Genomic DNA, 25,486 nt, shown 5'->3' on the forward strand with positions numbered 1-25,486 from the left:
CCTTAAGTTTGTTCAAAACTTATTTTTTAGAGATAGAGAATTAAGCCCATTTATACAAAAATATGACTATCTTCTTCATGAATTTAGTGATTTAATAGGTGGGGAATATCTAATTGACAATGAAAATGAAGAAATTAGATTTATTCCTAATAATGAGAATTTAGAGTTGTCAATGATGGAAAGTTCTAGTTCTATTCGTTCTTTATGTGATTTAGGTATTTATTTGAAATTTTTTGCAGAAGAAGGAGATCTAATAATAATAGATGAACCTGAATTAAATCTACATCCAGAAAACCAAAGAAAATTAGCTAGACTTTTTGCTAAATTAATAAATTGCGGTCTAAAAATATTAATTACAACACATAGTGATTATATTATAAAAGAATTGTCTATTTTATGTATATTAAATAGTAGAGAGGAAATTTTACCAAATGTCAACAAAATATCTAATGTAAAATATGAATTAAATAGTTTGCTGGACTTAAATAGAATTAATGTGTTCTTATCAAAAGATACAAATAATTATGTAAAACTATACACTTGTGAAATTAATAATATAGATGGAATCGTACTTCCGACTTTTGATGACACAATTCAAGACATCAATAGCATCATGGATGAAATTGCATTCTCTTCAGAAATTTAGATTTTAGCATGTTAGAATACATAAAAAAGGTAACCCAAAAGGAAATAATTAAAGAGCCTTATATAGAAAATGGGAAAAGATGTTTAAAATTATCCGAGGAAGATGAGCAAGGAACGTTATTGTATACTTTTACTTTTTTTAATGTTCCTCAAGATAGTATTCTAATTAGATTGGATGAGAAATTTTTAGAAACCAGGAATATTTTTATTAGTTCTAGTAATGATAAATGCAAAAATAAAAATGATTTCGAACATTATTTATGTAAGAAAGCGGATTATCTTCTAATTGATTCAGAAAATAAAACTATATTTGTAATTGAACTAAAATCTTCTTCTCATACTGAAGAACATATTATTGCTCAATTAAAAGGAGGTTTTTGTATCCTTAAATATATTGAAGCTATAATAAATAATTTTTCTAATCTATTTAGATATAAATCATCTTTAAACCTTCCTTTTGATAGTTTTTCATATCGTTTTATATCAATTAAACATATTAAAAATGCCACTAAAGGAAATAAATTACAGGATTCTAAGAATTATAATGATTTTTCATCTGCAGATAAATTTTTGCATCTAAGAGGAAGAGATAAAATTATATATAATCATTTAGTAAAATAAGGCAAAGTAGCAAGTATTAAAGCTTGCTGCTTTTTATAATTTGAATTAAATCTTTTAAGTGCATTATTTCACTATCCTTTTGCTCAAGCAATCTTTTCAATAAATCTTCTTTCTCATTAGCATGAGCCAGTGACAACTTCAATTTCTCAATTTCAACAAGTAATGCGGACTCTCCCACGCCTTGATATACTGAACCTAGAGGTGACTCAATCTGAAAACAGATATTCTTACCATCAGATTGCATAAGCTCAACAACATCAATATCAAATACTTGGGCTATTTGCTCAAGTTTCTCTAGGTAGATTTTGCTCTCACCTCGTTCAATCTTGGCATAGCCATTTAAAGACATATTTAGCTTCTCAGCCATTTGCTCTTGTGACCACGAGTTGCTTTCTCGTAGCTTACGAATTTTCTCGTTGATATCCATTTTTTTACTGATTGATTGTTGATGGTACACACTTGTAGTGGCAATGAATAACCACCCTGAGTGGCTACATAATATAAGTATAATTCAATAAAATATTCGCTGAATTATGTTCTCTTTTAGATTAAAAATCAACATAAATTGAGGTATCCAAATATGAAAAAGCACCTTATTTTCTTACCATTCAGCCTTGCTCTAACATCTTGTGCAGAGCTTCAATCTCTCGCAAACCTTGCCACATCTAATAGTCAAATGCCACCTCTCACATTTTATGAGCAATATGCCATTACAGATGATGCAGCTACAGTATTACCTCTCTTGAGACAGAATCTTACTACATTCATTGATGAAGATGGTTCACACCAAGTGTTTAAGTTTTCACCAAGTCTTGTAAGTGAGGCTACATTTAATTATTACGACCCAACCCTATCTTGGAACTTTACAAATATCGTACGCCCTAGTGTAGAAGTAGTAAGTAACAAGGTAAAAGATGTGAGCTTATCATTTAGTTCCGTTGTTAATTTTACTCACTCGAATTTCTATAAAATCTTCAATTTGAATCCTAGTGACATTAAAATCTCACAATTAAAACACCATTGCAATTCTTATAGAAGAACTGTCCCGTTCTACAAATTGGTGACAAAAAATGGCTCTTCTTTATATATGATGGAAAATTTTGAGAGTGGTTCTGAGAGTTCAATTACAACCTTTACATTTTTCAAGAAATTACCAACTTGTAAAAAGTTAGGATATGAAGAAACCATTAAGCAATACGGCAATGATTCATTTGGCAATTAATCAGGGAGGATTAAATTATGAACGAATCATTCACAAAGTGGGTAAACACATCAGGAAGAGCTAGTCGGTTTGAATTTATTATTTTAACTATTATCTCTTTAGTGGCTTTAATACTCATTACTTCATTATTTATTGAGCTATTCCAAGCCTTTTCAAAAGAACAGGCTCAACAGTTATACTCAAGAAACTATGTTGAGCATTCTATATATACTGCAATAATTGAACTTTCTGCTACTGGGAGACTTGATGCAACAGCTAATTCACTTTACCAAGACATAGAAAGCGTCACACTACCAAATTTAATAAAGGCAGCATTAACTTATCTCCTATTCTTACCTTTTGCGATAGTTTGGATTGCAGGAGCCGTACGCCGTTTACACGATATCGGTACATTTGGTTGGTGGGTATTACTTATTCTCGCCCCAATTTGGTTATTCTTCGATAATTGGGTCATTATGATTCCCCTGTTGTTTTTATTTTTCAAAAAAGGTCAAGACTTTCATAATAAATACGGAGCACCACCTCATAACCCTAATGCTCCAACCCCACTAGAAATGCCGAAAGAATCGGAAAAACTAGCTAAGTTTGAAAGTAACGTGCTAAAGGTTGTGGACAATATAAAACTCATTCTAAAGCCATATTGGGATTTACTATTAAGTAAAATAAAAAAATAATCAAAAGGAACTTATATGAAAAAACATTTTAAATTGATATCTGTATTGGCTGTTAGCAGTATGTTATCTGCTTGTGCTAATTTCGATTTAGGTACTATACTCCAGCCGCAGAAGAATCAGCAGGTAACACAAACTATCCCTAATGGCTTTGCAGGTAAATGGGTAAGCAAGAAGAATCATAGACACAAGCACTGCAATCCTCCAGCGGGAGATTTTCTTGAACAACCGTTTTTAATTATTAATCCTAAACAAAATCATTTGGAATGGCTTACTTGGTCTGACTATAGAGTAATTAAATTTCACTCTTTGAGTGATAGTTTTTTCACTGCTGAGGTAGAGGTCACTTCTATAGAAATCGATCCTGATGATACACCTAGTGTAAGCAGAAAAAATCTTAGTGCTAAATTAGTAAACCCAACTACGCTTGTTATTGATGATAAACGGTACCATCGCTGCCCTTAAATATTTAGCTATCCCTCAGAATTAGCCACCTTAAATGGTGGCTAACCACCCAAAATCGCTCAATAATCATACAACTCTTAAAACCAGATTGAATGAAATATCATCAATTAAACACACAAAAATCCCCAAATCTCTATTATTTTTCACAAAAATAGCACTTACATATCAATCAGTTAAAATTATTTTTCATTTTTTGTCAAAAATAACTTGACATGCTTTTGAATTTTTGGTTGAAAATATCACTTGACAATACCCCCTGTTACTATTATCATTTTTGGCACGGATAATAGTCCCTTTATTACAGTTTTTGATTGTTTTTAAGCCTAAAAAGGCTTGGAAAATCGAGAGTGGTAATAAAGGGATTTTTGTTTTTATGGCACAGCATTTCCTGTTATCAGCGAACGCTCGCTGCTTGTCACTAACACAAGTGGTTGGGCTTGCTGATGCAGAAATACTGGCTCTACTCAAAAAAGCCCGTTGGGGAACGGAAGATGAACAAGTTTGTCCTCGTTGTGGTGTCCGTCATTCCGCCTACTTCATTAGCACTCGCCAACAATGGCAATGTAAGCATTGCCACGCTCGCTTTTCAATCACGACAGGCACGATTTTCCAATTTCATAAACTCTCATTACGTCAGATTTTAATTGCTCTGTATTTGTTTGCCACAGAAAGCAAAGGCTTGTCGGCTGTTTCGCTTTCCCACAAGCTCAACGTGCAATATAAAACAGCTTGGGTACTGCTGCATAAATTACGAGAGTCGCTGAATCTCACCAAAGACTTAACCCACTTATCAGGCGAGATACATTCGGACGGCTGTTATGTGAATTACTACATTCGCCCGAAGAATTTTAAACATAGACGGATAGATAGACGAGCTAAACGCAATCAACGTCAAGACAAGGCGTGTGTAATGGTTTTCCGCCAACGAGCAGCCAATCAATCCATAATGAAAGGTGCAGATAGAAGTATTGTGGCAATGATTAAGGAAGAAAATAGCGATGATATTCTTGCTCTCACACATCGCTTAGTGAAAGCTAACAGCATTATTTGTGCGGACGAAAATGCCGCCTATGACTTGCTCAACATTCATTATCGGTTAGAACGAGTGAATCACTCACAAGAATACTGCTCGATAGACGGCATCACTAACAACCTTGCCGAATCGTTTTTTGCTCGATTTAGGCGAATGATTACAGGGGTTCATCACCGAATCAGCAACCTCTATATGATGCACTATGCGAATGAAACCGCTTGGCGGGAAGATGAACGCCGTAAAAGCGTAAAAGAGAAATTTACCCAATTACTCAATAAGTGTTTAAGCTCTCCGCCTTCACGGCATTTTGTGGGCTATTGGCAAGGCAATAAAAGACCGCACGCTGCCTTTGGGATAGCCAGTTTAAGCAAAAACGAAACACAGTATCACATAGCCATTTAATCACACTCAATAAAAGGAAATCTTATGATGATGAAAACCACCACACCGATTGATGTTCACGGCATTCGTTTTGATTATGATGCTAATGACCCGATTATCTGCTTATTAGAAAATCAGCCTACCTTAGCCGATAGGATAGCGTTGGAAGTAATGAATGAAGAGGGCATTTCGTGGGATACGTTACCTCAATCACTTGAATCCCAAGATGATTCAAATGATATGTTATTACATCAGCCTTATGATGAAAAGGGCGAGAATAAAGAAATTGAGCCAACCCCTTACTTTAGTTTGGCTTACGCTCACTTTCAGGCACAGAAAAAGATGCAGGATATTGATGCACTAATGGAAGTATTTGAGAGTCCTATCATCTCTAATGAAGTCGATAAGTATTGGTTAGATGGGGCTTTTATAAGTCAAAAAGCGATGATGAACACACATTAAAAAGAGGAATTAGCGATGATTTTATTTTATGCTTTGATGATGTTATATGCTCTAGCTTTTTGTGCTGTCTGCCGCCAGTGCCACCAGTTAAAGGTGAGGCATACTTTTATGCTATCCGCAATAATGCTAGTAGTGGGCGTGCTACTTTATCAATGGCTACCACACCATAAGATACTGGTTTCACTCACTGATGCGACTTTATTTATTATGCTATTAGAGTGGATAACGATTGGATTGGGTCTAATGTATCAGTTTGGTTACTTACGCACCAAAATCGGCACGGATACACAACGTGCAATGCTATGGAATTGCCCGACCTATGTCTTGATAATCCCGTTTTTATTAAACACATCGGTGAAAAAACAATATCACGCATTTTGGCAAAAATATCACCGGCATAACAATGATGTGAGTTTTCCCTATTAACCATAATATGTGATAATAAATGCCCTAGACTGAAAAATCAGTCTAGGGCATTTCATTTTTAAGCGGTTTTAATGAATTTGGGTCTTTGTGCAACTGCTACATAATACCGAGAAAATCTGCAAATCGCCCCGCTTCTATTTTATCAGCCCCATTCATAAGGCAATATTGCGATATGAACCCATCACCATTTTCATTACCAGATCAAAACGCAATATCTAATAGATCATTGTGCAATAAAATGACGAAAACAGACCGCTTGTCCTATCATTGAAACTGAACAGGGCTTCCATAAAGAAGCCCTGTATTACGGATTATTCGTCCGCCGATTTTACGACTTTTTGCCGGATAGGTTGAGTCAGTCCATTGATATCCGCACCGTCTAACCCCAACTCTTTGAGCAGATTATCGACTAATGGTGCTTGCCCTCGATAACGCAATGCGCTATTGACGAGCTGATCGGATAAGCTACTATTTTGACCGGCATTGTCAGCATCATTAGAATGAGTGCCAAAGCCTCCCAGCCCATTGACTTGCAAGATCTTAATATCGTCAATATTTTCCATCGGGCGTACACTTTCACGGATAATATCCGGTAAATGTTTCAAGAGGGCTAAACGCACCTGCATTTCAACCTGTTCAACAGACAGAACATTTGCCGCTTCATTTACCGCTTTTGTTCCTTCTGCGTCCACTTTATATTGCTGCTCTTGTGCTTGAGCTAACAGTATTTTTGCGTCAGCTTCCCCTTTTGCTTGTAAGCGTAATTTCTCCGCTTCGGCTTCCGCACTGATCCGAATCGCTTCCGCTTTATCTTGCGCGGCTTGTTTTTCGGCATCGGCGGCAATAGTGATGGCGATAGCATCTTTCTGTGCCGCTTCTTCCGCCGCAATCAATTCTACCGCCTTGACACGCTCTGCACGCTGCGTTTCTCTCACCGTAATCACGCTCTCTTCTTCACGCACAGCTTCAGCCCTTGCTTTATCCGCTTGCGCTTTCGCTTCGGACTCTGCCCGTGATTTTTCCGCAACCGCAATCGCACGATCCTGTTCAGCAAGTTCAATCGCTTTTTTACGCTCCACTTCTGCACGTTCAATCAGTTGATCTTTTTGGATTTTCTCATTTTCAATATCCCGTTGAGCGATAATACGTTTTAAATCCACTTCTCGCTCTGCGGCAATTTTTGCCTCTTCCGCCTCCCGCTTTTTCTGTGCTTCTTGCCCTGCAATTTCGGCATTTTGCTCGGCTCGGCGAACGGCAATTTCCCGTTCTTGCTCAAGTTTCGCATACTCTTCTTCTCGTAAGATTTGTAAACGGGTACGCTCGGCTTCTAAATTTTTGCTTTTAATCGCGAGATCCGTATCTTGTTCAATGTCGTTACGTTTCTTGCGGCGAACTTCAATCGTTTCGGTTAAACGTGTTAAACCTTCCGCATCAAAGGCATTTTGCGGGTTGAAATATTCAAAACTGGTTTGATCCAATCCGGTGAGGGAAACCGTTTCAAGCTCTAATCCGTTCTTAAAGAGATCTTCGGAAACGACCTGTTGCACTTTTTGGACAAAATCGACCCGCTTTTCGTGTAATTCTTCCATTGCCATTTCTGCTGCCACCGCACGCAGGCTATCGACAAACTTACCCTCAACCAAATCTTTCAGTTGATCCGGCGACATCGTTTTCATTCCCAGTGTTTGTGCGGCAGTCGCAATACTCTCCATTGACGGTTTAACCCGAACATAAAATTCCGCTGTTACATCTACCCGCATTCGATCCCGTGTGATCAGTGCTTGCTCTGCGGCACGGCGAACTTCTAAGCGCAGAGTGTTCATATTCACCGGAATGACCTCGTGCAAGACGGGCAATACGATTGCACCACCGTTAACGATCACTTTTTCACCCCCAAATCCGGTACGAACAAACGAAACTTCCTTACTCGCTCGGCGATATAATCGGGTTAAAATTAAACCAAGAATAATGAGTGTCAGTAAAATAATACCGGCAATAATCGCAATAGGGATAAAATTAAAAGACATAATGAACTCCTATGAATTAATCAGATTATGATTTGGATTTTTTATAGCTTTAAACACGGTGTGCTGGCGAGAAACCAATAAAATAGAGTCGCCTTGCGTCAGCTCACCGTCATCATCGGGTTCAACCAAAATATAGTGCTGTTGCTGATATTTATCTTTCACCCTTGCCTGTGCCGGCGAACCTGATGTTGCCGTACCGAGTACAACCGTTGCGACTGCTCCGATTAAACTATCCACATCGATAGCGGTTGTCTCATCTTTTGGCATTATGCGGTATAAACCACCTGCGCTCCAGCGAACAAGCGGTAGGCAAAGCCCCCAACTTAACAGCGCTGCCAGCCACATATTCAGATAACCCCCAAATAGCGCATAAATCAACGCTTGTAGGCTATACCCAACAATACCGAATAAGGCAAAAAAGAGTACCATTAGCATCAATAAAGGTAGTTTGCCGATATAAAGCCAGCTTAAAAAGCGAATAAATAATCCGGCATCTGCCGTATCCAAAGCAACATCGGGGTGGATATGATCCGCTAAACTATCCGGCAGTAAGTTATCCAGCCAATCGTTACTCCCACCTAATAAAAGGCTGATTAGTTCCAATATCCCCAACAGCAACATTACCATTATTGCAATGCCGAAAATTTGGGTTTGCGGTACAAAAATAAGTTCCCACATAGGCACTTCCTAAATCATATCGGCGGCTTTTAACTGTGCCAAGCGTGCTTTTATTTGTTGGCTTCGGTTTAATTCTTCCAACTCTTTTAATTTGGCTAACTGTGCCGTATCACTCGGATTTAGTCCCATACCTGTTTGACGCTTTAAAATGCGTTCAAACGCATTATGGCTTCGCTCGGTCTCACGGTTAATTTGATTAAGCTTATTTGCAGATATTGCTTCGTGCGTAACCGCTTGTTTCTGGCTTTGCTTCCATTCTTGGATAGCATTTTGCATTTCTCGGCGCTTGGCTTGTAACGCAACAATAAAACGCTCTAGCTCCTTTTCTTGAGTTGCACAATCACTTAGACTATTTTCCAAGATCGGCAAACGTGCTTCGATATCCATTTGCTCTGCAATGCCTGTTTCGGCTAAATCATCTCGCCCTGCCTTTAATGCCGTCTGAATGGTGTCCGCCAAGAGCGTATGGCGGTTATTTTCATCCAGCAGTTTTTTGGTTGTGAGGTGCTTTTGTACCAAGACTTTACCCAACTCGCTACGCACACTCTCAATCGCCTGTTCAACTTCTCGGATATTCTCATTCATTACCGCTTCCGGTGCGAGATTTTCTGCCGCATCTATCACGGCGTGAAACCCACCACTGATTAAACGCCCGACCCGCCGTGCTAATGTTTCGCTCATAATGCCTCCTGTTTTTGCTGGGTGTCAGTAATAATATGTGCCAATTTCAATGTATTCTCTAATTGGTTAAGCACCTTATCGTCATAAGCCGAACCTTTGCCAATCACTGCCAACTGCAAGATACTGTCCATTAAACGTACAATTCGCCACATTATCTCTTGTTCGTATTGCTTCAAGCCGTCTAGCGTGATGTTATCCTCCAGATCGACAGCCAATGTTGCCGTTAAATCCGGCAATAATTCAAACAAACGGGCTAAAATATGTGAATGTACGCCAAGCCGTTTCTCCGCTTGTAATACATCGTGCTTCGCATTTTGCAAAAATTGCTCCGCCTGTTTTAATGCCGATTGATAATTTTGCGGCTGAGTATAGGCAAGCCGTGCCTGCGTTAATAACTCACGGATTTTCTCTGATGGGGTATGTGCCCCCTCTAACTGTAAACCCGCAATAAAATCCGCATCGTCTTGGCTAATTCGGACGCTCACAGGGATTCGATTAGTTGCCATAATTATTTGAACTTATTTGTCATTTTTTGTATTCATTTGTATGCAATATAATAGATTGAACAAAAAAACGCAAACTATTTTGTGTAAAAAACGACTGATGTCTGTATTCAAGTAAATAAAAAGGCTTTCAATCTTGAAAGCCTTTAAACCCTAAAAAATTATCGTTCTACCAAGTGATTACTGCTCGGTTTGTTGTTACTGATGATTAAGGTTGAACCGGAAGCTCCGCCACCAAACTCACCTGATGATTCTCCAAGGAAGAAACGGCGATATTCTTTCACCCACATTGCCGTTGCACCGCATACGGCAACGGGCATTACCACTAGATTGACAAAGGGTAGCATTGTAAACAGACTGACCAACGCCCCAAACGTAAAATTCATCACACGTTGCTGGGCAAGAGCATTGCGCATACGGGCAAAACTGATTTTATGGTTATCAAAAGGGTAATCGCAATACTGGATCGCCAGTAGCCAAGCGCCAAAAATAAAGGTTAAAACCGGCACAATACTTTGCCCGACCACCGGCATAAATCCCAATAAAAATAGAGCGATTAAGCGAGGAAAGCTATACCACATTTTTTGCCATTCCCGTTTTAACATTCTTGGTACATCTTTAAGTAGCTCGCCAAACCCGGTGTCTGTCAGCGCTTCCCCCGTTAGCTGCTGCTCGACTTTTTCTGCGAGCAACGCATTAAAAGGGGCGGCGATGAAATTGGCAAGGGTAGTAAATGCAAAGTAAAACGCAACCAAAATCATTAAGAAAATCAATGGGATCAAAATCACGTTTAACCATTCCAACCACGACGGCAGCAGGCTGTCGAGCAAACCACCGATATGGGCAAAAAAGAGCCAAATCAGCCCAATCATTAACACAGCATTGATCGCAATCGGGAACACCACAAAAGGCATTAGTTTGCGTTGTAAAATCAATCGCCAACCGTAGATAAAATAGTGAAAGCCGGCACTGACTTGGCTTTCAGGGGTAGCAAACGGAGAAGACATCAATCAAACCTTAAAAATTAAAATTTTCAACGGAAATATGGTAAGCTATGCGAGACTTTTTCGCAAAGTGCGAAAGTGTAAATTTCATTATTATTTCAGCTAAAGAGGGCAAAATGGACAATCATATTCTTTTCTTTATTTTAGCAGGATTGCTGATTGCGATTTTAATCGGCTACAGCCTTTGGTCTGCACGCCGTGAAAAATCTCGGGTATTTTCCAACACGTTCTCTACTCGACCGCCTTCAACCCCGATCAGCCATAGCTCGCAAACGGATATTCCGGCAAGCCTTCAGCCGCAAAATGGTGCTTTTCAAGCAACCTATCCGAACGACCAAGCCATTGCCGAACAGCAGGTACAACAGCAAGTCGAGCAAGATGTCAAAAATATCAAAATCCGTTTATCCGATGCGCAAGCGCCCGTACAAACGCCGTTTTCTGCAACACCCGAGCCGACAATGCACTACGCCGAACCGGCATACAGTGAACCGGTCGTTGCCGAACCGCCCCCGAATATTGAGCAGCCGTTAAACGCCGAGCCAGCCCCTGCCGCTCAACCGATTGAAAACGGCTTGATTACGCTCTATGTGGTGGCTCAAGACGGTCAACCGCCATTCTATGGCGAAAACATCGTGCAGCAGTTAGAAGCACTTGGTTTCCAATACGGTCAATACCAAATTTTCCACCGCCATTTAGATAATGCCAACAGCCCTGTGCTTTTTAGCGTTGCCAATATGATGCAACCGGGCATTTTCGATCTAGATAAAATCAGCCAATTCAGCACGGTCGGCTTGGTTTTCTTTATGCAGTTACCGTCTGGCAGCGGCAATGATTTAGTCAATTTACGCTCAATGATCCGTTCCGTTGAAACCTTTGCCCGTGCAATGAACGGTATCGTCCTCACCGATCAACACCAACTGTTTGACGATAATGCCCGCCAGCAGTATTTGTTAAGGGTATCACAGCAGTAATTTGCAACGTTTTAACTCAATCTGACCGCTTGCAAGCGGTCTTTTTTATCGAGAAAATGACAATGTCAGTCCAAATTGAAATCGAACAATTACGTAAAACACTCCACCGCTACGAACATCATTATCACGTTTTGGATAACCCGCTCGTGCCGGATGCCGAATATGATCGTTTAATGAACCAGCTCAAAAGTCTTGAATGGCAGCACCCTGAGCTGATCACACCGGATTCCCCAACCCAGCGGGTCGGCGGCAAAATTTTAGACGGTTTCGCCGAAGTAACCCACGAAATCCCAATGCTCTCGTTAGACAACGCTTTTTCCGATGACGATTTGGAAGGCTTTTTACGCCGTATTGAAGATCGCCAATCCGTCAATGCCGATGATCTGGCTTTCTGCTGCGAACCGAAACTGGACGGCTTAGCCGTGAGCATTTTATATGAGAACGGGCTTCTAACCCGTGCGGCAACCCGTGGGGACGGCACAACGGGCGAAGACGTTACCGCCAATATCCGCACCATTCGCAACGTGCCGCTCAAATTGCATACTGACACACCGCCTGCCCGTTTAGAAGTGCGAGGCGAAGTTTTTATGCGTCAAAAAGGCTTTGAACAACTTAACAAAAATGCCTTACAGAAAGGGGAAAAAACCTTTGCCAACCCTCGCAACGCAGCGGCAGGCTCACTCCGACAGCTTGACCCGAAAATTACCCGCCAACGCCCATTAGTGCTGAATGCGTACGGCATCGGCATTTATGAAAGCGAGCAACCGCTGCCCGACACCCATTTTGCCCGCCTAGAATGGCTGGCAGATCTTGGTATTCCGATCAATCCGGAAATTCGCCTAGCCAAAGGCAAAACCGCACTGTTGCAGTTCTACCACGACATTCAGGCAAAACGCAGCCAATTAGGCTACGACATTGATGGTACTGTGCTAAAAATCAATGACATAGCATTACAGGAAAAACTGGGCTTTGTTTCCCGTGCCCCCCGCTGGGCAATCGCTTACAAATTCCCCGCTCAAGAAGAGATGACTTTACTGAAAGATGTGGAATTTCAAGTTGGCAGAACGGGGGCGATCACACCGGTTGCCAAGCTAGAGCCGGTATTTGTCGCCGGTGTAACCGTCAGTAACGCAACACTTCACAACGGCGATGAAATCGAACGGCTCGGCATTGCGATCGGCGATACGGTTATTATCCGCCGTGCCGGCGATGTAATTCCGCAAGTCGTCGGCGTGGTAGCAGAACGCCGCCCAAGTAATGCAAAAAAAATCCATTTTCCGACCGCTTGTCCGGTCTGCCAATCGGCAATTAGACGGGTAGAAGGCGAAGCCGTTGCCCGTTGTACCGGCGGGCTGTTTTGCGCGGCACAACGCAAAGAGGCGTTAAAGCATTTTGTGTCCCGTAAAGCAATGGATATTGACGGCGTAGGCGAAAAGCTGATCGAGCAACTGATGACCCGTGAGCTAGTGCATACCCCTGCCGATCTGTTCAAGCTCGATCAGGCAACCTTAATGAGTTTAGACAGAATGGGGGAAAAATCCGCTCACAATGCGTTACAGAGCATCGAAAAAGCCAAAAACACCACCCTCGCCCGCTTCTTGTTTGCCTTAGGTATCCGTGATGTCGGCGAAACGACTGCGCAAAATCTCGCCAACCATTTCGGCACATTAGAAGCCATTCGCCAAGCAGATCTTGATAGCTTACAGCAGGTGCAAGATGTCGGCGAAGTGGTGGCGAACCGTATCTTCCAATTCTGGCAAGAACCGCACAATGTTGAAGTTGTTACGGATCTGATCAATCAGGGCGTACAATGGCAAACGGTGGTGAAACGAGAGATTGCGGATAACCCGCTAAAAGATAAAACGGTTGTGCTAACCGGCACGCTCACCCAGCTAACACGGGATCAAGCCAAAGCTATTTTGCAAGGGCTGGGGTGTAAAGTATCCGGCAGCGTCTCTAGCAAAACAGATTTTCTGATTGCCGGCGAAAAGGCAGGTTCAAAATTAGCTAAAGCGGAAGAATTGGGGGTTAAGGTGCTGACCGAGCAACAATTTATCGCTCTCACAGGGCAAGATAATGGCTGATCCGCATATTCAATCCCCAATGGATCGCTGGGATATTCTCACGGTGATCCTGTATCGCAGTGGCTTAACCGTCGCACTGGCAATGTTATTTTGGCTCAAATACAACCCTGAAACTGCCCAATTAGGCTTTTTGGTGAGCGGCGTGATGCTGGCTTCTTCGCTGCATCTTTACCTTAAATCCTTCCGGTTGTTATTCCAATTTGTAATGTGGGGCGGTTTACTGTGCCACATTTTCGGCTTTCCTGAATTGGCACTCGGTGCAGCTTTCTTGGTGATCGGCGGGCTATGCTATAAAGAGTATTTCTGCTTTCGCATCACGGGCTTAAATTTTCAACCGCTCATCTTTGCACTGTTGTGGGTGTCATTGATAACGCAAGCCGACCTCTTTATCGATCTTTTTCGCATTACCGCATTTATTTTACTCGCCATTTTGACGTTTAAAAAATGGCGAATGCCGCTGCACTTTGATATTGGCGATAAAGGTAAATATCAAATTTAATAACCTGCAACAAGCGGTCGGTTTGGTCAGATTTTTTGCAACCATTGTGCGATAACCAAATCAAATCTGTTCAATAGGTAATTAAACGGACGCTGGCGTCCCTACTTATAAACTATTTTATAAAACTGCTATCCAATGCAAAAAATCTGACCAAACCGTCCGCTTGTTGCCATTTTAGGTTAAGCCTTTTCCAGCTCCAAACGCTCAAATGCCAACACTTTATGTTCCAGTTTACGCAATAACAGCGTCATTATGCCGGTAATCACAAGATAGAGCGCACCGGCAATGCCGTAAATCGTTAGTGCATCATATTCCGTGCCGTACAGTTGGCGAGCGTAGCCCATAATATCCATAATTGTGATGGTTGAGGCAAGGGACGTGCCTTTAAATACTAAAATAATTTCGTTACTGTATGAGGGCAACGCACGTTTTAAGGCATAAGGGACGAGGATTTTGAGGGTTTGCAAACGGTTCAAACCTAAGGCAGCACAGGTTTCCCATTGCCCTTTCGGGATCGCTTTGACTGCGCCGTGAAAAAGTTGAGTGGTGTAAGCAGCGCTGTTTAAGGCAAGTGCTAACATTGCACAAAACCACGCATTTGATAGTAGCGACCAAAACGGGCTATTGACGATCCACTGAAATTGCCCCGGTCCGTAATAAATCAGAAAGAACTGCACTAGCAGCGGTGTGCCGGTAAAGAGCGTTAGAAAACCGTTCACCATAGATTTCGTCCAACGGTTTTCCATTGAGAGTATAAAGGTCATCACCACCGCTAGCACAAAGGCAATAGAAAGGGAAACAGCGGTCAGCATTAAGCTGGTCGGAATGCCTTGGGCAATTACGTTGAAATATTCTTGCACCATTATGCGTTGCCTCTCTCAAAACGGGTAAAACGAAGATCTAAACGGCGGATAATTACTTGGCTAATTAAGGTAATCGCTAAGTAGATCAATGCCGCAAAACCATACCACGTAAACGGTTCGTGCGTGCGGGTGTTAATCAACTCCGTTTGACGCATTAAATCCGATGCACCAATCAATGATACAAGGGCGGTATCTTTCAACAGAACCAGCCATTGATTGCTTAACCCCGGCAGCGCGTGCCGCCAAACCTGCGGCATCACAATATGCAAAAAAGTGTAGCCACGGCTTAGCCCCAACGCCGCACCGGATTCCCACTGTCCGAGGGGAATGGCTTGAATTGCACCCCTTAGTGATTGGGAAGCGTAAGCGGCAAAAATAATCGCAAGGGCAACCACACCGCAACCGAAAGGCCCAAGCTCAATATATTGACCGGTAATCAGCTCAATCACTTCCGGTGCACCAAAATAGATCAGAAAAACCACTAAAATTTCGGGCAAGCCACGCAATAAGGTGGAAAATACCGCCATTGATTTGCGCACTACTGCCCATTTGTGCATTTCAAGCACCACAAACAATACGGAAAGCAGTAAGCCGACCAATAACGAACAAACCGCTAACCCTAAGGTCATTAGGGTTGCGGAATAGATCAAAGGAAGATAATCAAAAAACATAAAACCTTATTTCGTCATCCATTTATCATAGATTTTTTGGTATTCACCGCTTGATTTAATGGCAGCAATACCTTTGTTGAGGCTATCCACCAACGCTTGATTGGATTTATTCACCGCGATCCCCAAGCCGTTGTTGAAGTAGCGTTTATCCGTTACTCTTTCGCCGATAAAAGCCAGCTCCGGATTTTTATCAAACATCTCTCTTAACACATCGGTATCGCCAAAAATGAGATCAATCCGCCCGTTTTTTAAATCTAAGATCGCATCTTGTAGGCTGGCGTAGGCTTTTGCTTCATACTGCTTGGCTTCGGCATTAGCATATTGCTGATAGGTTGTGCCGTTTTGTACGCCGATACTTTTTGCCGTCTCCAACGTTACTTTATCTTTCACCGCAATAAAGCTGGCGGAGCTTTCATAATAGGCATCGGTAAACGCCACTTGCTTCGCACGGGCTTCGGTAATATCAATCGCCGAAATTGCCGCATCAAAGCCTCCACGTCCTTTGATTAAACTTGGAATTAACGCATTAAAGGCTTGTGCTTTAAAATGGCAAGTCGCATTGATCTCTTGGCAAATCGCGTTGGCAACATCGACATCAAAACCGACAATCTCGCCTTTTTCATTGGTCGATTCAAACGGCGGATAGCTAGGTTCCATTGCAAAGGTAATCTCTTGGGCGTGTGCCATTGTCGCCGTGGCAAAAAGGGTTGCTAATAGTAATTTTTTCATTGTGTTTACCTCAATTATTAGTGTGAATGTGAAAGATAGTGGGCAAATTGCTCGGTTTGAGGACGCTCAAAGCAACTCGCATCACCAAATTCAATGATTTTGCCTTTTTCCATATAGACCACTTTGGTCGCCGTTTTACGGGCAACGGCAACTTCGTGGGTAACAATCACTTGTGTAATACCCGTTCCCTGTAATTCTTTAATAATATCAACTACTTGAGCAGTAATTTCCGGATCGAGTGCGGCGGTCGGCTCATCAAACAGCAACACTTGCGGCTGCATCATCAACGCCCGAGCAATCGCCACCCGTTGTTGTTGCCCGCCGGAAAGTTGCAGCGGAAAACGTTCGGCAAATTCCGCTAATTGCAAGCGAGCAAGCAGACCTTTCGCCCGCTCAACCGCCGCATCTTTTGCCAGCCCCAACACTTTCATCGGTGCTTCAATTAAGTTTTGCATCACATTAAGATGCGGCCAGAGATGATATTGCTGAAATACCATTCCGACCTCACGGCGTAATAATCCGACCTGCTTACTGTCCGCTTTTGCGCTCAGATCAAAGCGGTGATTGGCTATTTCCAACGTGCCGGATTGTGGCACTTCCATTAAATTCAGCGTCCGAATAAGCGTACTTTTTCCTGCACCGCTTGGCCCCAGCAGGACAACCGTATCCCCTTTCTCAATATTTAAATTGATGTCAAACAAGGCTTGATGCGCGCCATAAAAAAAATTGACGTTGCTGATGCGAATCGCCATTTCACTAAAATCCTACGAATATAAATAACTGAATGAATATTAAATATTTTTGCATAGTTATGCAAGCGTATTTTATAACGGATAATTTGACGCTTACACTCAATTCACTTAGACTAGCCTACGTTTTAATTTATCATTAACAGGAGTCAATAATGTCTGAACACAACAGCACACAGTACGAAGGTCTAAAACCCAAATGGCAAAAACGTTTTGCCTTTTTCGACAAATACGGCACGAAAGAAAGCGCGCCGGAATATAAACAAGCCTTTAAATCCCTCTCTTTTTTCGAAAAACGGTGGCAAGAACTCAATTTTATAGCCCTACTTTTTGGCTTTATTTATTTCTTTGTGCTGGGGCTTTGGCGTAAAAATCTGAGTATCATTGGTCTCTATCTGGTGGTTGGCATTATCGTAAGTATCATTATTGCTATCCTTAATGTACCTGATCGAACGGTCGATGCCATTGCAAACGCAATCGGTTTATTATTCGCCTTTATTTATGCCAAAACAGCAAATAAAGCTTACTACCTTCATAAAGTGAAAGGGTCTAAAAGTTGGAATCCGTTTGAATCATAATCTTCACAGCACGCAACTGCGTGCTGATTTTTTAAGGAAATAACACGATGAAATTAAACGCTTATTTTACTTTTCTGTGTGCCTCGTTTACCGCTTTAAGCCCCCTTGCTTTTGCCGATAACAGCCAACAAGTCCGCAGTATCGACATTTATATTACTCCCTACTACTCTGCCCACGGCGGCAAAGTCGAGCACGTTGCGGTACACCCCGAACTTGATCCACTTTTGAAATCCAACTCGGTCGCCTCACTGAAAAAAGCGATCGCACAGGTCGAAAAAGAACCGCAGCTTATCACGCCAATGGTGATGTTTACCCTTGCCGCACGTTCCTACGATCTTGGGCTGAGAGATGATGCGGTATTTTGGTTTTATGCGGGCAGATACCGCTTAATCACGGCAATGGACGTGTTGGATTTACCCAAATCCTCACTGGCGGAATACAGTAGCTTTGCCACATTAGTCGGCAAATTTATTCTTCCTTACGCCTTTTGCGATCACGCCAAAAACAGCAAAATCAAACGCAAAGCATTGCAATGGGTCAAAGATCACCCTTACCAAGCCCTCTTTTTAGCGCAACTCCCGTCAAAACAGCCGGATCGCAAAAAAGCCCTCGCACAGAGTGAAAAAGCACTGGACAAAAACTTTCAGGAAAGTGAAAACTACTTGAAAGATCCGAAAAAGAAAGCGGATTTTCTGGCTAAACGTAAGGCGGAAAATACCGATGCCCGCTTCTGCTGGAAATAAGCAAGCGGTCGGTTAGGGGAGATTTTTTGCAAAATTATATCGCAACTGCACAATGCTAAATAACAGCTAATCAGTAGGGACGCAACACTTGCGTCCGTTTAATCATATTGTGAAATAATGTTATCTTATTTTGCTCAACGGCGATATAATCCTGATAATTTGCAATACTCCCCCACCAACCCACCGCTTGCGGTGCTAAAACGCTTTTTCCAAGCTCAAAAACAGGCGTTTTTTCTCGGTAGAATAGAGCTGCGCTAAATTAGATTTCACCTTGTTATAGCTGAAAGTCAGCTTCGGCGTAATGCCCCAATAATAAAAATCCCGTTTCCACAGGGTGAGCGTTGCCGCCCACTCTTTATCGTGGCGGACTTGGAGGAACAATTTGTGCAGTGCTAAAAAATCCCGCTTGCCGTAGCTCAACTGCACACGAGAAGAGATACCGCCCCACCACGCCTGCCCCCAACCCAGACGCACCGTTTTGCGATCAGAGCCGAATGCGGCTTCACGGGGACGATCCGCCAAATAATCCGAACCGAGATAGAGATAGCTGTTGGCATTCAGCAAATGTAACAGTGTGGCGGACAACAACAGATTATGCCCGTCTGCCGCACGGTTTTCCGCCGCCCGATGTTTTAGCTCGCCCCGCTCTGCCGCCAGTGAAAGCTGCCATTTCGGGCTGAACCAGTGGTTCAGTTCCCCCCGCACACCATAGCCACGATTGTAGCGGTGATTGCCATACCAACGCATTTCATAAAACGGCAACAACGCCACGCCGGTTTTCGCCCGCAGGTATTGGTAGCCGACAGATAAGCGGTCGGATTGGTCGTCATAAGCGTAATTATCCCAAAAGGTTTTGCCGTGGAAATTATTCTCAATTTTGGCGTAGTGCGAGCCGACTAAATTGATGCTTTTTTCCGCATTAAACACATAGTTCAGTCCGTGGGCTTTTTGCGGCAGCGAGTCCGGCGTTTTCTCAAACGGCACATTGCCGAGGTAAATATAGCGATCGGCGGAGGCATTATTCACATTGTTTTCCTGCAAATAATTCACCCCGAAATGAAACTGCCACTGCGAGCGTTGCGCAATCGCTGCCAAATATTGCGTGGTTAAGGTTGCAATTTGCGGCGGTAATCTGACCGCTTGCAAACGGCGAAAATGGTCGGCCGCCGCCCGATGTTGCCGATCGTCAAACAGTATTTGTGCCAAACGGAAACGGACGGGGTCAAAATCGGGGTGAGCGGCTAAGATACGTTGATACAGGGCAATCCCCCGCCGATATTCCCCCCGCAAGCCGAACAAAATCGCCTCGCTGTAATCAATCAAAATCGGATCGGGCTGGGCGGTTTGGCGGTAAATCGCCAACAAATCGGGCAACAAATGAAACTGCCCGCTGTCAATCACCCGATTCAGCAAAGTACGGGTTAATTCAGGATTTTCCCGCAGCTCTTTTGTGGTTGCCGTTTTCAGCTCGGCAGGATCGAAATTCGCAAAATTCCCCACCATTCTGACCGCTTGCGGGCGGGGGTCAGGGGTCGCAACTTTCACCTCCAATTCAGGCGGATTTGCCCAAAGTGCCGGCGGCAAGCACGCCAATGTCAAAATCGCACAGGGGAAGAAATATGATGATTTCATTGATTCACCTCATTTAAACCAAACAAAATGCGCAATAGTGTTGCCGTTAAACCTGTGCTTATCGGTAGGGAAGCATTGCGTCCAACATCAATCTGCTATTAAATAAGAACGCACACCGTACGTCCCTACTTTTAGCAAAATGTGATGTTGTGTTCATTGCAACATCATTTTACGCACTTAAATTCAGGCGATTATTGGCGTTTGCCGCCGAAGGAGATATCGTTTCCTGCTTTACCTACCACTTCTTCCGCATTTGGACCGGCAAAAATGCCCTTGTAGGCTTGATCTTTTAGCGAACCTATGTCAACTGTACCTGAAAAGACGAGATTATTTTGTGTAGAATAGCTAATATCCCCTTGCTTCAGCGTATATGTTCCTTCCCTCATATTAGTAAGCTCACCACTTACCGTCCCTTGATTAAAATCAGCATTTAAAGTGAGTTCTCCCGTTGTAATAGTCGACTTATCCCAAATACCTCTTTCTAGTGCTTTGCCTCTGTAAGTCGCTTTCGGCGATGTTTGCAGATAAGCTGAGTTATCAAAGGAATCACGGCTGGTTGGCACGGAAAGATAGCTTGGACTACTATGTAAATCATTATCGGTAATTAAATCGGTACGTGTCCAATTCGCATAGGTTGAGTACTGCTGATTAACAAAATGCGCAGTAGCAATTTGTACTTCGACATCGTTATTCAACCCTTTCTTAGTTGCCGTTACAGGTAATTGCTGTACCTCATCAGATACAGGCGCATCATTAAAGTTGATCGCACGCTGTAATTCCCATTTTTCAGCTTGCCCTTTAGGAGATAATTGACCGACTTTACTATCGCTTTTACCAGCATTAGGTCCTTCTACAATTTTATTATCGTATGAGTTTTTCTTCAAATATCGCCACTGACTACCATCACTTAAAAATGCCCAACGTTGTGCTTCGGCTTCTTGTGCTTGGCGTTTACGCTCGGCTTCTTCGCGGTGTGGAGCGAGTTCTTGATTTAACGCTTCATTTTGGCTGTTTAAAGCGGCATTTTCCTGCGCTTTTTCTTCAAGCTGTTTTTGAGCCTCTGCTAATTGCTGACGGGCGGTTTCTAACTCACGTTGTGCCGCTTGTTTCGCTTGAGCTTCGCTGTTTGCTTTCGCCGTTTCCGCTTCCAAGCGTTTTGCACTGTCAGCAACATTTTTCTGCGCTGCCGCTAATTGCTGACGGGCGGTTTCTAACTCACGTTGTGCCGCTTTTTTCGCTTCGGCTTCACTGTTTGTTTTAGCAGTTTCCGCTTCCAAACGTTTTGCACTATCGGCAACATTTTTCTGTGCTGCCGCTAATTGCTGACGGGCGGTTTCTAGCTCACGTTGTGCCGCTTGTTTCGCTTGGGCTTCGCTGTTTACTTTCGCCGTTTCCGCTTCCAAGCGTTTTGCACTGTCGGCAACATTTTTCTGCGCTGCCGCTAATTGCTGACGGGCAGTTTCTAACTCACGTTGTGCCGCTTTTTTCGCTTCGGCTTCACTGTTTGTTTTAGCAGTTTCCGCTTCCAAACGTTTTGCACTATCGGCAACATTTTTCTGTGCTGCCGCTAATTGCTGGCGAGCAGTTTCCAACTCACGTTGCGCCTCTTGTTTCGCTTCGGATTCGCTGTTTACCTTAGCTGTTTCCGCTTCCAAGCGTTTTGCACTGTCGGCAACATTTTTCTGCGCTGCTGCTAATTGCTGACGAGCCGTTTCTAACTCACGTTGTGCCGCTTGTTTGGCTTGGGCTTCACTGTTTACCTTCGCCGTTTCTGCTTCCAAGCGTTTTGCACTGTCCGCTACATTTTTTTGGGCTGCCACTAATTGCTGACGAGCCGTTTCTAACTCACGTTGTGCCGCTTGTTTCGCTTCGGCTTCACTGTTTGTTTTAGCTATTTCCGCTTCCAAACGTTTTGCACTGTCGGCAACATTTTTCTGTGCTGCCGCTAATTGCTGGCGAGCAGTTTCCAACTCACGTTGCGCCTCTTGTTTCGCTTCGGCTTCACTGTTTGTTTTAGCTGTCTCCGCTTCCAAGCGTTTTGCACTGTCGGCAACATTTTTCTGCGCTGCCTCTAATTGCTGACGGGCTGTTTCTAATTCTTTTTGTAGTGTTGAATTCGTTTTAGGTTGCTCAGCGTTTTTCTGTAACTCGGCAATTTTTTTCTCCGCCGTAACAAGATTTGCTTTCGCCTCAGCTAAATTTTGTTCCGCCTGTTCTTTGGCTTTCTGACTAGTCTCCATCGCTTTTTTTGCCGCAGCTTGTTCCGCTTTAACTTGTTCTTTTAATTGATGAATTTGTTTGATTTGCTTTACATTATCGTTGTTACTGGTACTCGAACCACCGCCGCCACTACTGCACGCAGCAACGCCAAGAGACACTAACAAAGCAAGGGCTGTTTTTGATAATTGAGATTGCATAGGAAAAGTCCTTATTGGTAAGAAAATTAAACAAAGATTGTTGATTTTAGTCGCAACTAAAATGCGAAGCGATTATAAATGAAATACACTTCTTTTTTTTTTTTTGCATTTCTTTACATAATATAGGGGTTTTAGGAGGTGTTATGCGTATAACTATCGAAATGAGTTACCACAAGCGGCCTGTTCACTACGTTTATTTACAGTTAAAAGTTCAGCTTAAACATCGGCAATGGCAACTGGTGATTAAAGGTAGCGTTCGCCCGCAAGAAAAATAAGCCAACGGGTACAGCTTTGGTTATAATAACGGCTTGTTAAACAAGCGAACATTCTGCAAAAAATCTTGCCAAACCGACCGCTTGTTAAGGGAGAGATGAGATGAAAGAGCCGATTTTGCGCCAAGTTGTGCTGGATACGGAAACCACCGGTATGAACTTTAACGGTGCACCGCATATTGGGCATAATATTATTGAGATTGGGGCGGTGGAGGTGGTAAATCGCCGTTTAACCGGCAGAACCTTCCACGTGTATATTAAACCGCCGAGGGAGGTGGACGAGGAAGCGATTAAGGTTCACGGCATTACCAATGAGATGCTGGTGGATAAGCCGAGCTTTGCCGAGATTGCCGATGAGTTTATTGCATTTATCAATGGGGCGGAATTAGTGATTCATAATGCGCCCTTCGATGTGGGCTTTATCGACCACGAATTTTCGTTTCTGCCTAATCCGCCGGCAAAGGTGGCGGAGATGTGCGAAGTTACCGATAGCTTGCAACTGGCACGCAAAATGTACCCCGGCAAACGTAATAATTTAGATGCGCTGTGCGACCGTTTAGGCATTGATAACAGTAAGCGGGTGCTGCACGGGGCGTTGCTGGATGCGGAGATCCTTGCCGATGTCTTTTTGATGATGACAGGCGGGCAGATCGCTCTGCTCGGCGAGGAGGAGCAATCGGATATGAGCGTAAACGCACAAGATGCTCACTATACGCCGATTGTTGTCGATCACAGTCATTTGGTCGTGCTGCAACCGACCGAAGAAGAATTGGCGGCTCATCAAGACTATCTTGAGCTAATCAATAGGAAGTCGAAAGGGAATTGCCTTTGGACACGGGAATTGGCGGCAGAATCAACGGCACTCAATTAAAAAATCGTCATTCTGTATAGTAAAAAACCGTTTGATATTTTTTTGAAAAAAAGTATTTGACGCTGATCCGAGAAATCATTATTATACGCCTCGTTCGCTGCGGAGTGGTAGTTCAGCTGGTTAGAATACCTGCCTGTCACGCAGGGGGTCGCGGGTTCGAGTCCCGTCCATTCCGCCAACTAATTTAAACGTCATAATATACCTCCTTAGTACGTTAATAGGAAAAAGCCTCTAGTTATCTAGAGGCTTTTTTCTTTCTATCGTTTTTATAAAAATAAACACGGTGGAAGCCAGTTCCGCCGTGTTTGCTCATTTATCATTTACAGTAAACCCAGTACCTTACGCCCATTGGTGCTGGCAATATTTGCCATTTCATCTAGGTTGGTAAAACGGCAGCCGGCAGAGAGTAGGCTTAATTCCTGCCACATATCGCCCTCACACAGAGGCACCATATAGTCGCAGATATTGTCCGTACCAATCGCAACCGTAATCCCTTCGGGGATCATTTCATCCGCCGGCGTTAAGGCATTATGGAACGGCAGCACTTCGTCTTTACGAGGGCTGTCAATCCACGCCATCGGGCAGGCAATCATCATCATATCGCAGGCTTTCATTTTTTTATACAGCATTTGGCGGTACTCTTTCGGGTGTGCGCCAATCGAAATCCCGTGAATCGCTACAACCCGCCCTTGCATTCCGTGTTCCATTGATTTATCGCACAGCTGCTCCGTTTCTTTCTCTTTTTGGGTATTGAATTGGTCAACGTGAACGTGCAACATTTTGCCCTGCGATTTCGCCGTGTCCATCAAAATATCCATCGCTTCCAGCCCTTTGCCGTAGTCCAATTCATCACGGTAAGGTAAACCGCCAATCATATCCACCATTTCCGAACCGATATCAAACCATTTACGCGCATTCGGTTCAATCACGCCCTTGAGGGTTTGATTGGCAAATTTCAACACAATATCGTTTTTATACACTTCTCGAGCTTTGTGTGCCGCAATGATCGCACGGTCTTCGCACACTTGGTCAATATCGACAAATGTGCCGAACGCTGTTACCCCTTGGGAAATCATCAGCTCAATCGCTTGGCTAAAACGGCGGTAGTAATCTTCTACGCTCGACTGACGTTTCACCTCGTCCACTAAATCCCATTTCTGTTGCAAATTTGCCTCTTGATAAATTTTGATTTTCTCCGGCGTCATCGTAAAGGCACGGTCTGCGTGAGCGTGAGAATTTACCCAGCCGCCTTTTTTAATCACTTCATCACGAATATGGCTTTTTAATGTACGAATCAATTGGCTCATTGCTTATCCTCTATGATCTGAATTTTGGGCAAAAAAAAGATCTCACGTTACGCAAGATCTTGTCGAAATAAAAAAAGAGCTAAACCTCGTAATGATGCGAAGTTTAGCTTTAAAAAAGAAATTAAACAGGTTAAATTTAGTTTGTGGTTCATTACTAGTTCCCTATGGCACTAGAGGCGTAGTATAAATTTTTTAGGCGGAAAATGCAAACGTTTGCTTATAGGTTTACCCTTTTAAACAAGCGGTGAGATTAGCCGTTTTTTCTAATACTATATAGCTAT

General features: G+C 43.0%; 28 protein-coding genes and 1 tRNA gene. 16 read left to right on the forward strand and 13 right to left on the reverse strand.

From position 1 onward, the window contains the following. Together E4T80_RS04210 and E4T80_RS04215 are read left to right on the forward strand one after the other, a co-directional pair. Positions 1-646: AAA family ATPase (locus E4T80_RS04210; RefSeq protein ID WP_167740691.1), on the forward strand; the 646-nt coding region annotated here is incomplete at its 5' end. 8 nt (positions 647-654) lie between these two features. Continuing rightward, positions 655-1,266, forward strand: coding sequence for an SH2 domain-containing protein (locus E4T80_RS04215; RefSeq protein WP_135055239.1), 612 nt, complete (start codon positions 655-657; stop codon positions 1,264-1,266). Between the two features lie 16 nt (positions 1,267-1,282). Here the strand turns inward: E4T80_RS04215 and E4T80_RS04220 are convergent, their stop codons facing one another. Continuing rightward, positions 1,283-1,693: a helix-turn-helix domain-containing protein gene (locus E4T80_RS04220; RefSeq protein ID WP_135055241.1), complete on the reverse strand. Its 411-nt coding sequence runs from the start codon at positions 1,691-1,693 to the stop codon at positions 1,283-1,285. 153 nt (positions 1,694-1,846) lie between these two features. Here E4T80_RS04220 and E4T80_RS04225 point away from each other — a divergent pair, with 153 nt between their 5' ends. The 6 genes from E4T80_RS04225 to E4T80_RS13100 all read left to right on the forward strand — a co-directional run bounded on the left by E4T80_RS04225 (position 1,847) and on the right by E4T80_RS13100 (position 5,926). Further along, positions 1,847-2,488, forward strand: coding sequence for a hypothetical protein (locus tag E4T80_RS04225; RefSeq protein ID WP_135055243.1), 642 nt, complete (start codon positions 1,847-1,849; stop codon positions 2,486-2,488). A gap of 17 nt (positions 2,489-2,505) precedes the next feature. Then, a complete protein-coding gene (locus E4T80_RS04230) occupies positions 2,506-3,162 on the forward strand; it encodes a DUF805 domain-containing protein (RefSeq protein WP_135055245.1) in 657 nt (218 codons plus the stop codon). A gap of 15 nt (positions 3,163-3,177) precedes the next feature. Further along, on the forward strand, positions 3,178-3,624 hold the full coding sequence (locus E4T80_RS04235; RefSeq protein ID WP_135055247.1) for a hypothetical protein: 447 nt from the start codon (positions 3,178-3,180) through the stop codon (positions 3,622-3,624). A 373-nt stretch (positions 3,625-3,997) separates the two neighbouring features. Next, positions 3,998-5,059, forward strand: coding sequence for an IS1595 family transposase (locus tag E4T80_RS04240; protein ID WP_135055249.1), 1,062 nt, complete (start codon positions 3,998-4,000; stop codon positions 5,057-5,059). Between the two features lie 24 nt (positions 5,060-5,083). After that, the gene (locus E4T80_RS04245) at positions 5,084-5,500 is read left to right on the forward strand and encodes a hypothetical protein (protein ID WP_228064868.1); all 417 of its coding nucleotides are present in this window, start codon (positions 5,084-5,086) and stop codon (positions 5,498-5,500) included. A gap of 15 nt (positions 5,501-5,515) precedes the next feature. Further along, positions 5,516-5,926: a hypothetical protein gene (locus E4T80_RS13100; protein ID WP_228064867.1), complete on the forward strand. Its 411-nt coding sequence runs from the start codon at positions 5,516-5,518 to the stop codon at positions 5,924-5,926. A 311-nt stretch (positions 5,927-6,237) separates the two neighbouring features. Here the strand turns inward: E4T80_RS13100 and E4T80_RS04255 are convergent, their stop codons facing one another. The 5 genes from E4T80_RS04255 to cysZ form a co-directional block, all read right to left on the reverse strand. Further along, positions 6,238-7,953 (reverse strand): flotillin domain-containing protein, encoded by a 1,716-nt coding sequence (locus E4T80_RS04255; protein ID WP_135055251.1) that lies wholly within the window; start codon positions 7,951-7,953, stop codon positions 6,238-6,240. Between the two features lie 9 nt (positions 7,954-7,962). Beyond that, the gene (locus E4T80_RS04260; protein ID WP_135055253.1) at positions 7,963-8,631 is read right to left on the reverse strand and encodes a YqiJ family protein; all 669 of its coding nucleotides are present in this window, start codon (positions 8,629-8,631) and stop codon (positions 7,963-7,965) included. Between the two features lie 9 nt (positions 8,632-8,640). Continuing rightward, positions 8,641-9,312, reverse strand: a complete 672-nt coding sequence (locus E4T80_RS04265; RefSeq protein WP_135055258.1) for a PspA/IM30 family protein — start codon at positions 9,310-9,312, stop codon at positions 8,641-8,643. Next, complete coding sequence (locus E4T80_RS04270; RefSeq protein WP_209304366.1) at positions 9,309-9,818, reverse strand: hypothetical protein; 510 nt, start codon at positions 9,816-9,818, stop codon at positions 9,309-9,311. The genes E4T80_RS04265 and E4T80_RS04270 overlap by 4 nt, the downstream gene beginning before the upstream one ends. Positions 9,819-9,976: 158 nt before the next feature. Beyond that, positions 9,977-10,822, reverse strand: coding sequence for a sulfate transporter CysZ (gene cysZ, locus E4T80_RS04275; RefSeq protein ID WP_135055262.1), 846 nt, complete (start codon positions 10,820-10,822; stop codon positions 9,977-9,979). A 113-nt stretch (positions 10,823-10,935) separates the two neighbouring features. Here cysZ and zipA point away from each other — a divergent pair, with 113 nt between their 5' ends. From zipA to E4T80_RS04290, 3 genes are all read left to right on the forward strand, one after another. Then, on the forward strand, positions 10,936-11,790 hold the full coding sequence (zipA, locus tag E4T80_RS04280) for a cell division protein ZipA (RefSeq protein WP_135055264.1): 855 nt from the start codon (positions 10,936-10,938) through the stop codon (positions 11,788-11,790). A gap of 62 nt (positions 11,791-11,852) precedes the next feature. After that, positions 11,853-13,874: an NAD-dependent DNA ligase LigA gene (ligA, locus tag E4T80_RS04285; protein WP_407662328.1), complete on the forward strand. Its 2,022-nt coding sequence runs from the start codon at positions 11,853-11,855 to the stop codon at positions 13,872-13,874. Further along, positions 13,867-14,373, forward strand: a complete 507-nt coding sequence (locus E4T80_RS04290; RefSeq protein ID WP_135055270.1) for a DUF2301 domain-containing membrane protein — start codon at positions 13,867-13,869, stop codon at positions 14,371-14,373. Before ligA ends, E4T80_RS04290 begins: the two co-directional genes overlap by 8 nt. A 179-nt stretch (positions 14,374-14,552) precedes the next feature. Here the strand turns inward: E4T80_RS04290 and artM are convergent, their stop codons facing one another. The 4 genes from artM to artP are packed head-to-tail and all read right to left on the reverse strand — an operon-like array spanning position 14,553 to position 17,388. Then, positions 14,553-15,236, reverse strand: coding sequence for an arginine ABC transporter permease ArtM (gene artM, locus E4T80_RS04295; RefSeq protein WP_135055273.1), 684 nt, complete (start codon positions 15,234-15,236; stop codon positions 14,553-14,555). Further along, positions 15,236-15,907: an arginine ABC transporter permease ArtQ gene (gene artQ, locus E4T80_RS04300; RefSeq protein WP_135055276.1), complete on the reverse strand. Its 672-nt coding sequence runs from the start codon at positions 15,905-15,907 to the stop codon at positions 15,236-15,238. Before artQ ends, artM begins: the two co-directional genes overlap by 1 nt. Positions 15,908-15,913: 6 nt before the next feature. Further along, positions 15,914-16,636: a transporter substrate-binding domain-containing protein gene (locus E4T80_RS04305; protein ID WP_135055279.1), complete on the reverse strand. Its 723-nt coding sequence runs from the start codon at positions 16,634-16,636 to the stop codon at positions 15,914-15,916. A gap of 17 nt (positions 16,637-16,653) precedes the next feature. After that, entirely contained in the window at positions 16,654-17,388 is a 735-nt protein-coding gene (artP, locus tag E4T80_RS04310) for an arginine ABC transporter ATP-binding protein ArtP (RefSeq protein ID WP_135055282.1), read from the reverse strand. Between the two features lie 152 nt (positions 17,389-17,540). Here artP and E4T80_RS04315 point away from each other — a divergent pair, with 152 nt between their 5' ends. Both E4T80_RS04315 and E4T80_RS04320 read left to right on the forward strand, forming a co-directional pair. Continuing rightward, a complete protein-coding gene (locus E4T80_RS04315) occupies positions 17,541-17,963 on the forward strand; it encodes a DUF2628 domain-containing protein (RefSeq protein ID WP_135055285.1) in 423 nt (140 codons plus the stop codon). Between the two features lie 47 nt (positions 17,964-18,010). Continuing rightward, the gene (locus E4T80_RS04320) at positions 18,011-18,706 is read left to right on the forward strand and encodes a hypothetical protein (RefSeq protein WP_135055288.1); all 696 of its coding nucleotides are present in this window, start codon (positions 18,011-18,013) and stop codon (positions 18,704-18,706) included. 195 nt (positions 18,707-18,901) lie between these two features. On the opposite strand, the gene E4T80_RS04325 is transcribed toward E4T80_RS04320, so the two are convergent. Together E4T80_RS04325 and E4T80_RS04330 are read right to left on the reverse strand one after the other, a co-directional pair. Beyond that, positions 18,902-20,338, reverse strand: a complete 1,437-nt coding sequence (locus tag E4T80_RS04325) for a surface lipoprotein assembly modifier (protein WP_135055291.1) — start codon at positions 20,336-20,338, stop codon at positions 18,902-18,904. A 191-nt stretch (positions 20,339-20,529) separates the two neighbouring features. Continuing rightward, complete coding sequence (locus E4T80_RS04330; RefSeq protein WP_135055294.1) at positions 20,530-22,755, reverse strand: factor H binding protein domain-containing protein; 2,226 nt, start codon at positions 22,753-22,755, stop codon at positions 20,530-20,532. 143 nt (positions 22,756-22,898) lie between these two features. Here E4T80_RS04330 and E4T80_RS13250 point away from each other — a divergent pair, with 143 nt between their 5' ends. The 3 genes from E4T80_RS13250 to E4T80_RS04340 all read left to right on the forward strand — a co-directional run bounded on the left by E4T80_RS13250 (position 22,899) and on the right by E4T80_RS04340 (position 24,076). Continuing rightward, on the forward strand, positions 22,899-23,030 hold the full coding sequence (locus E4T80_RS13250; RefSeq protein ID WP_265588429.1) for a hypothetical protein: 132 nt from the start codon (positions 22,899-22,901) through the stop codon (positions 23,028-23,030). A 100-nt stretch (positions 23,031-23,130) separates the two neighbouring features. Next, entirely contained in the window at positions 23,131-23,898 is a 768-nt protein-coding gene (dnaQ, locus tag E4T80_RS04335) for a DNA polymerase III subunit epsilon (RefSeq protein ID WP_135055296.1), read from the forward strand. Between the two features lie 101 nt (positions 23,899-23,999). Beyond that, positions 24,000-24,076, forward strand: a tRNA-Asp gene (locus tag E4T80_RS04340). A 142-nt stretch (positions 24,077-24,218) separates the two neighbouring features. Here E4T80_RS04340 and E4T80_RS04345 read toward each other — a convergent pair. Then, positions 24,219-25,205 carry an amidohydrolase family protein gene (locus E4T80_RS04345; protein WP_047976013.1) on the reverse strand — a complete coding sequence of 329 codons (987 nt, stop codon included), beginning with the start codon at positions 25,203-25,205 and terminating at the stop codon, positions 24,219-24,221. Positions 25,206-25,486: the final 281 nt, after the last annotated feature.

Source organism: Muribacter muris (assembly GCF_004569585.1).
Taxonomy (GTDB): Bacteria; Pseudomonadota; Gammaproteobacteria; order Enterobacterales; family Pasteurellaceae; genus Muribacter; species Muribacter muris.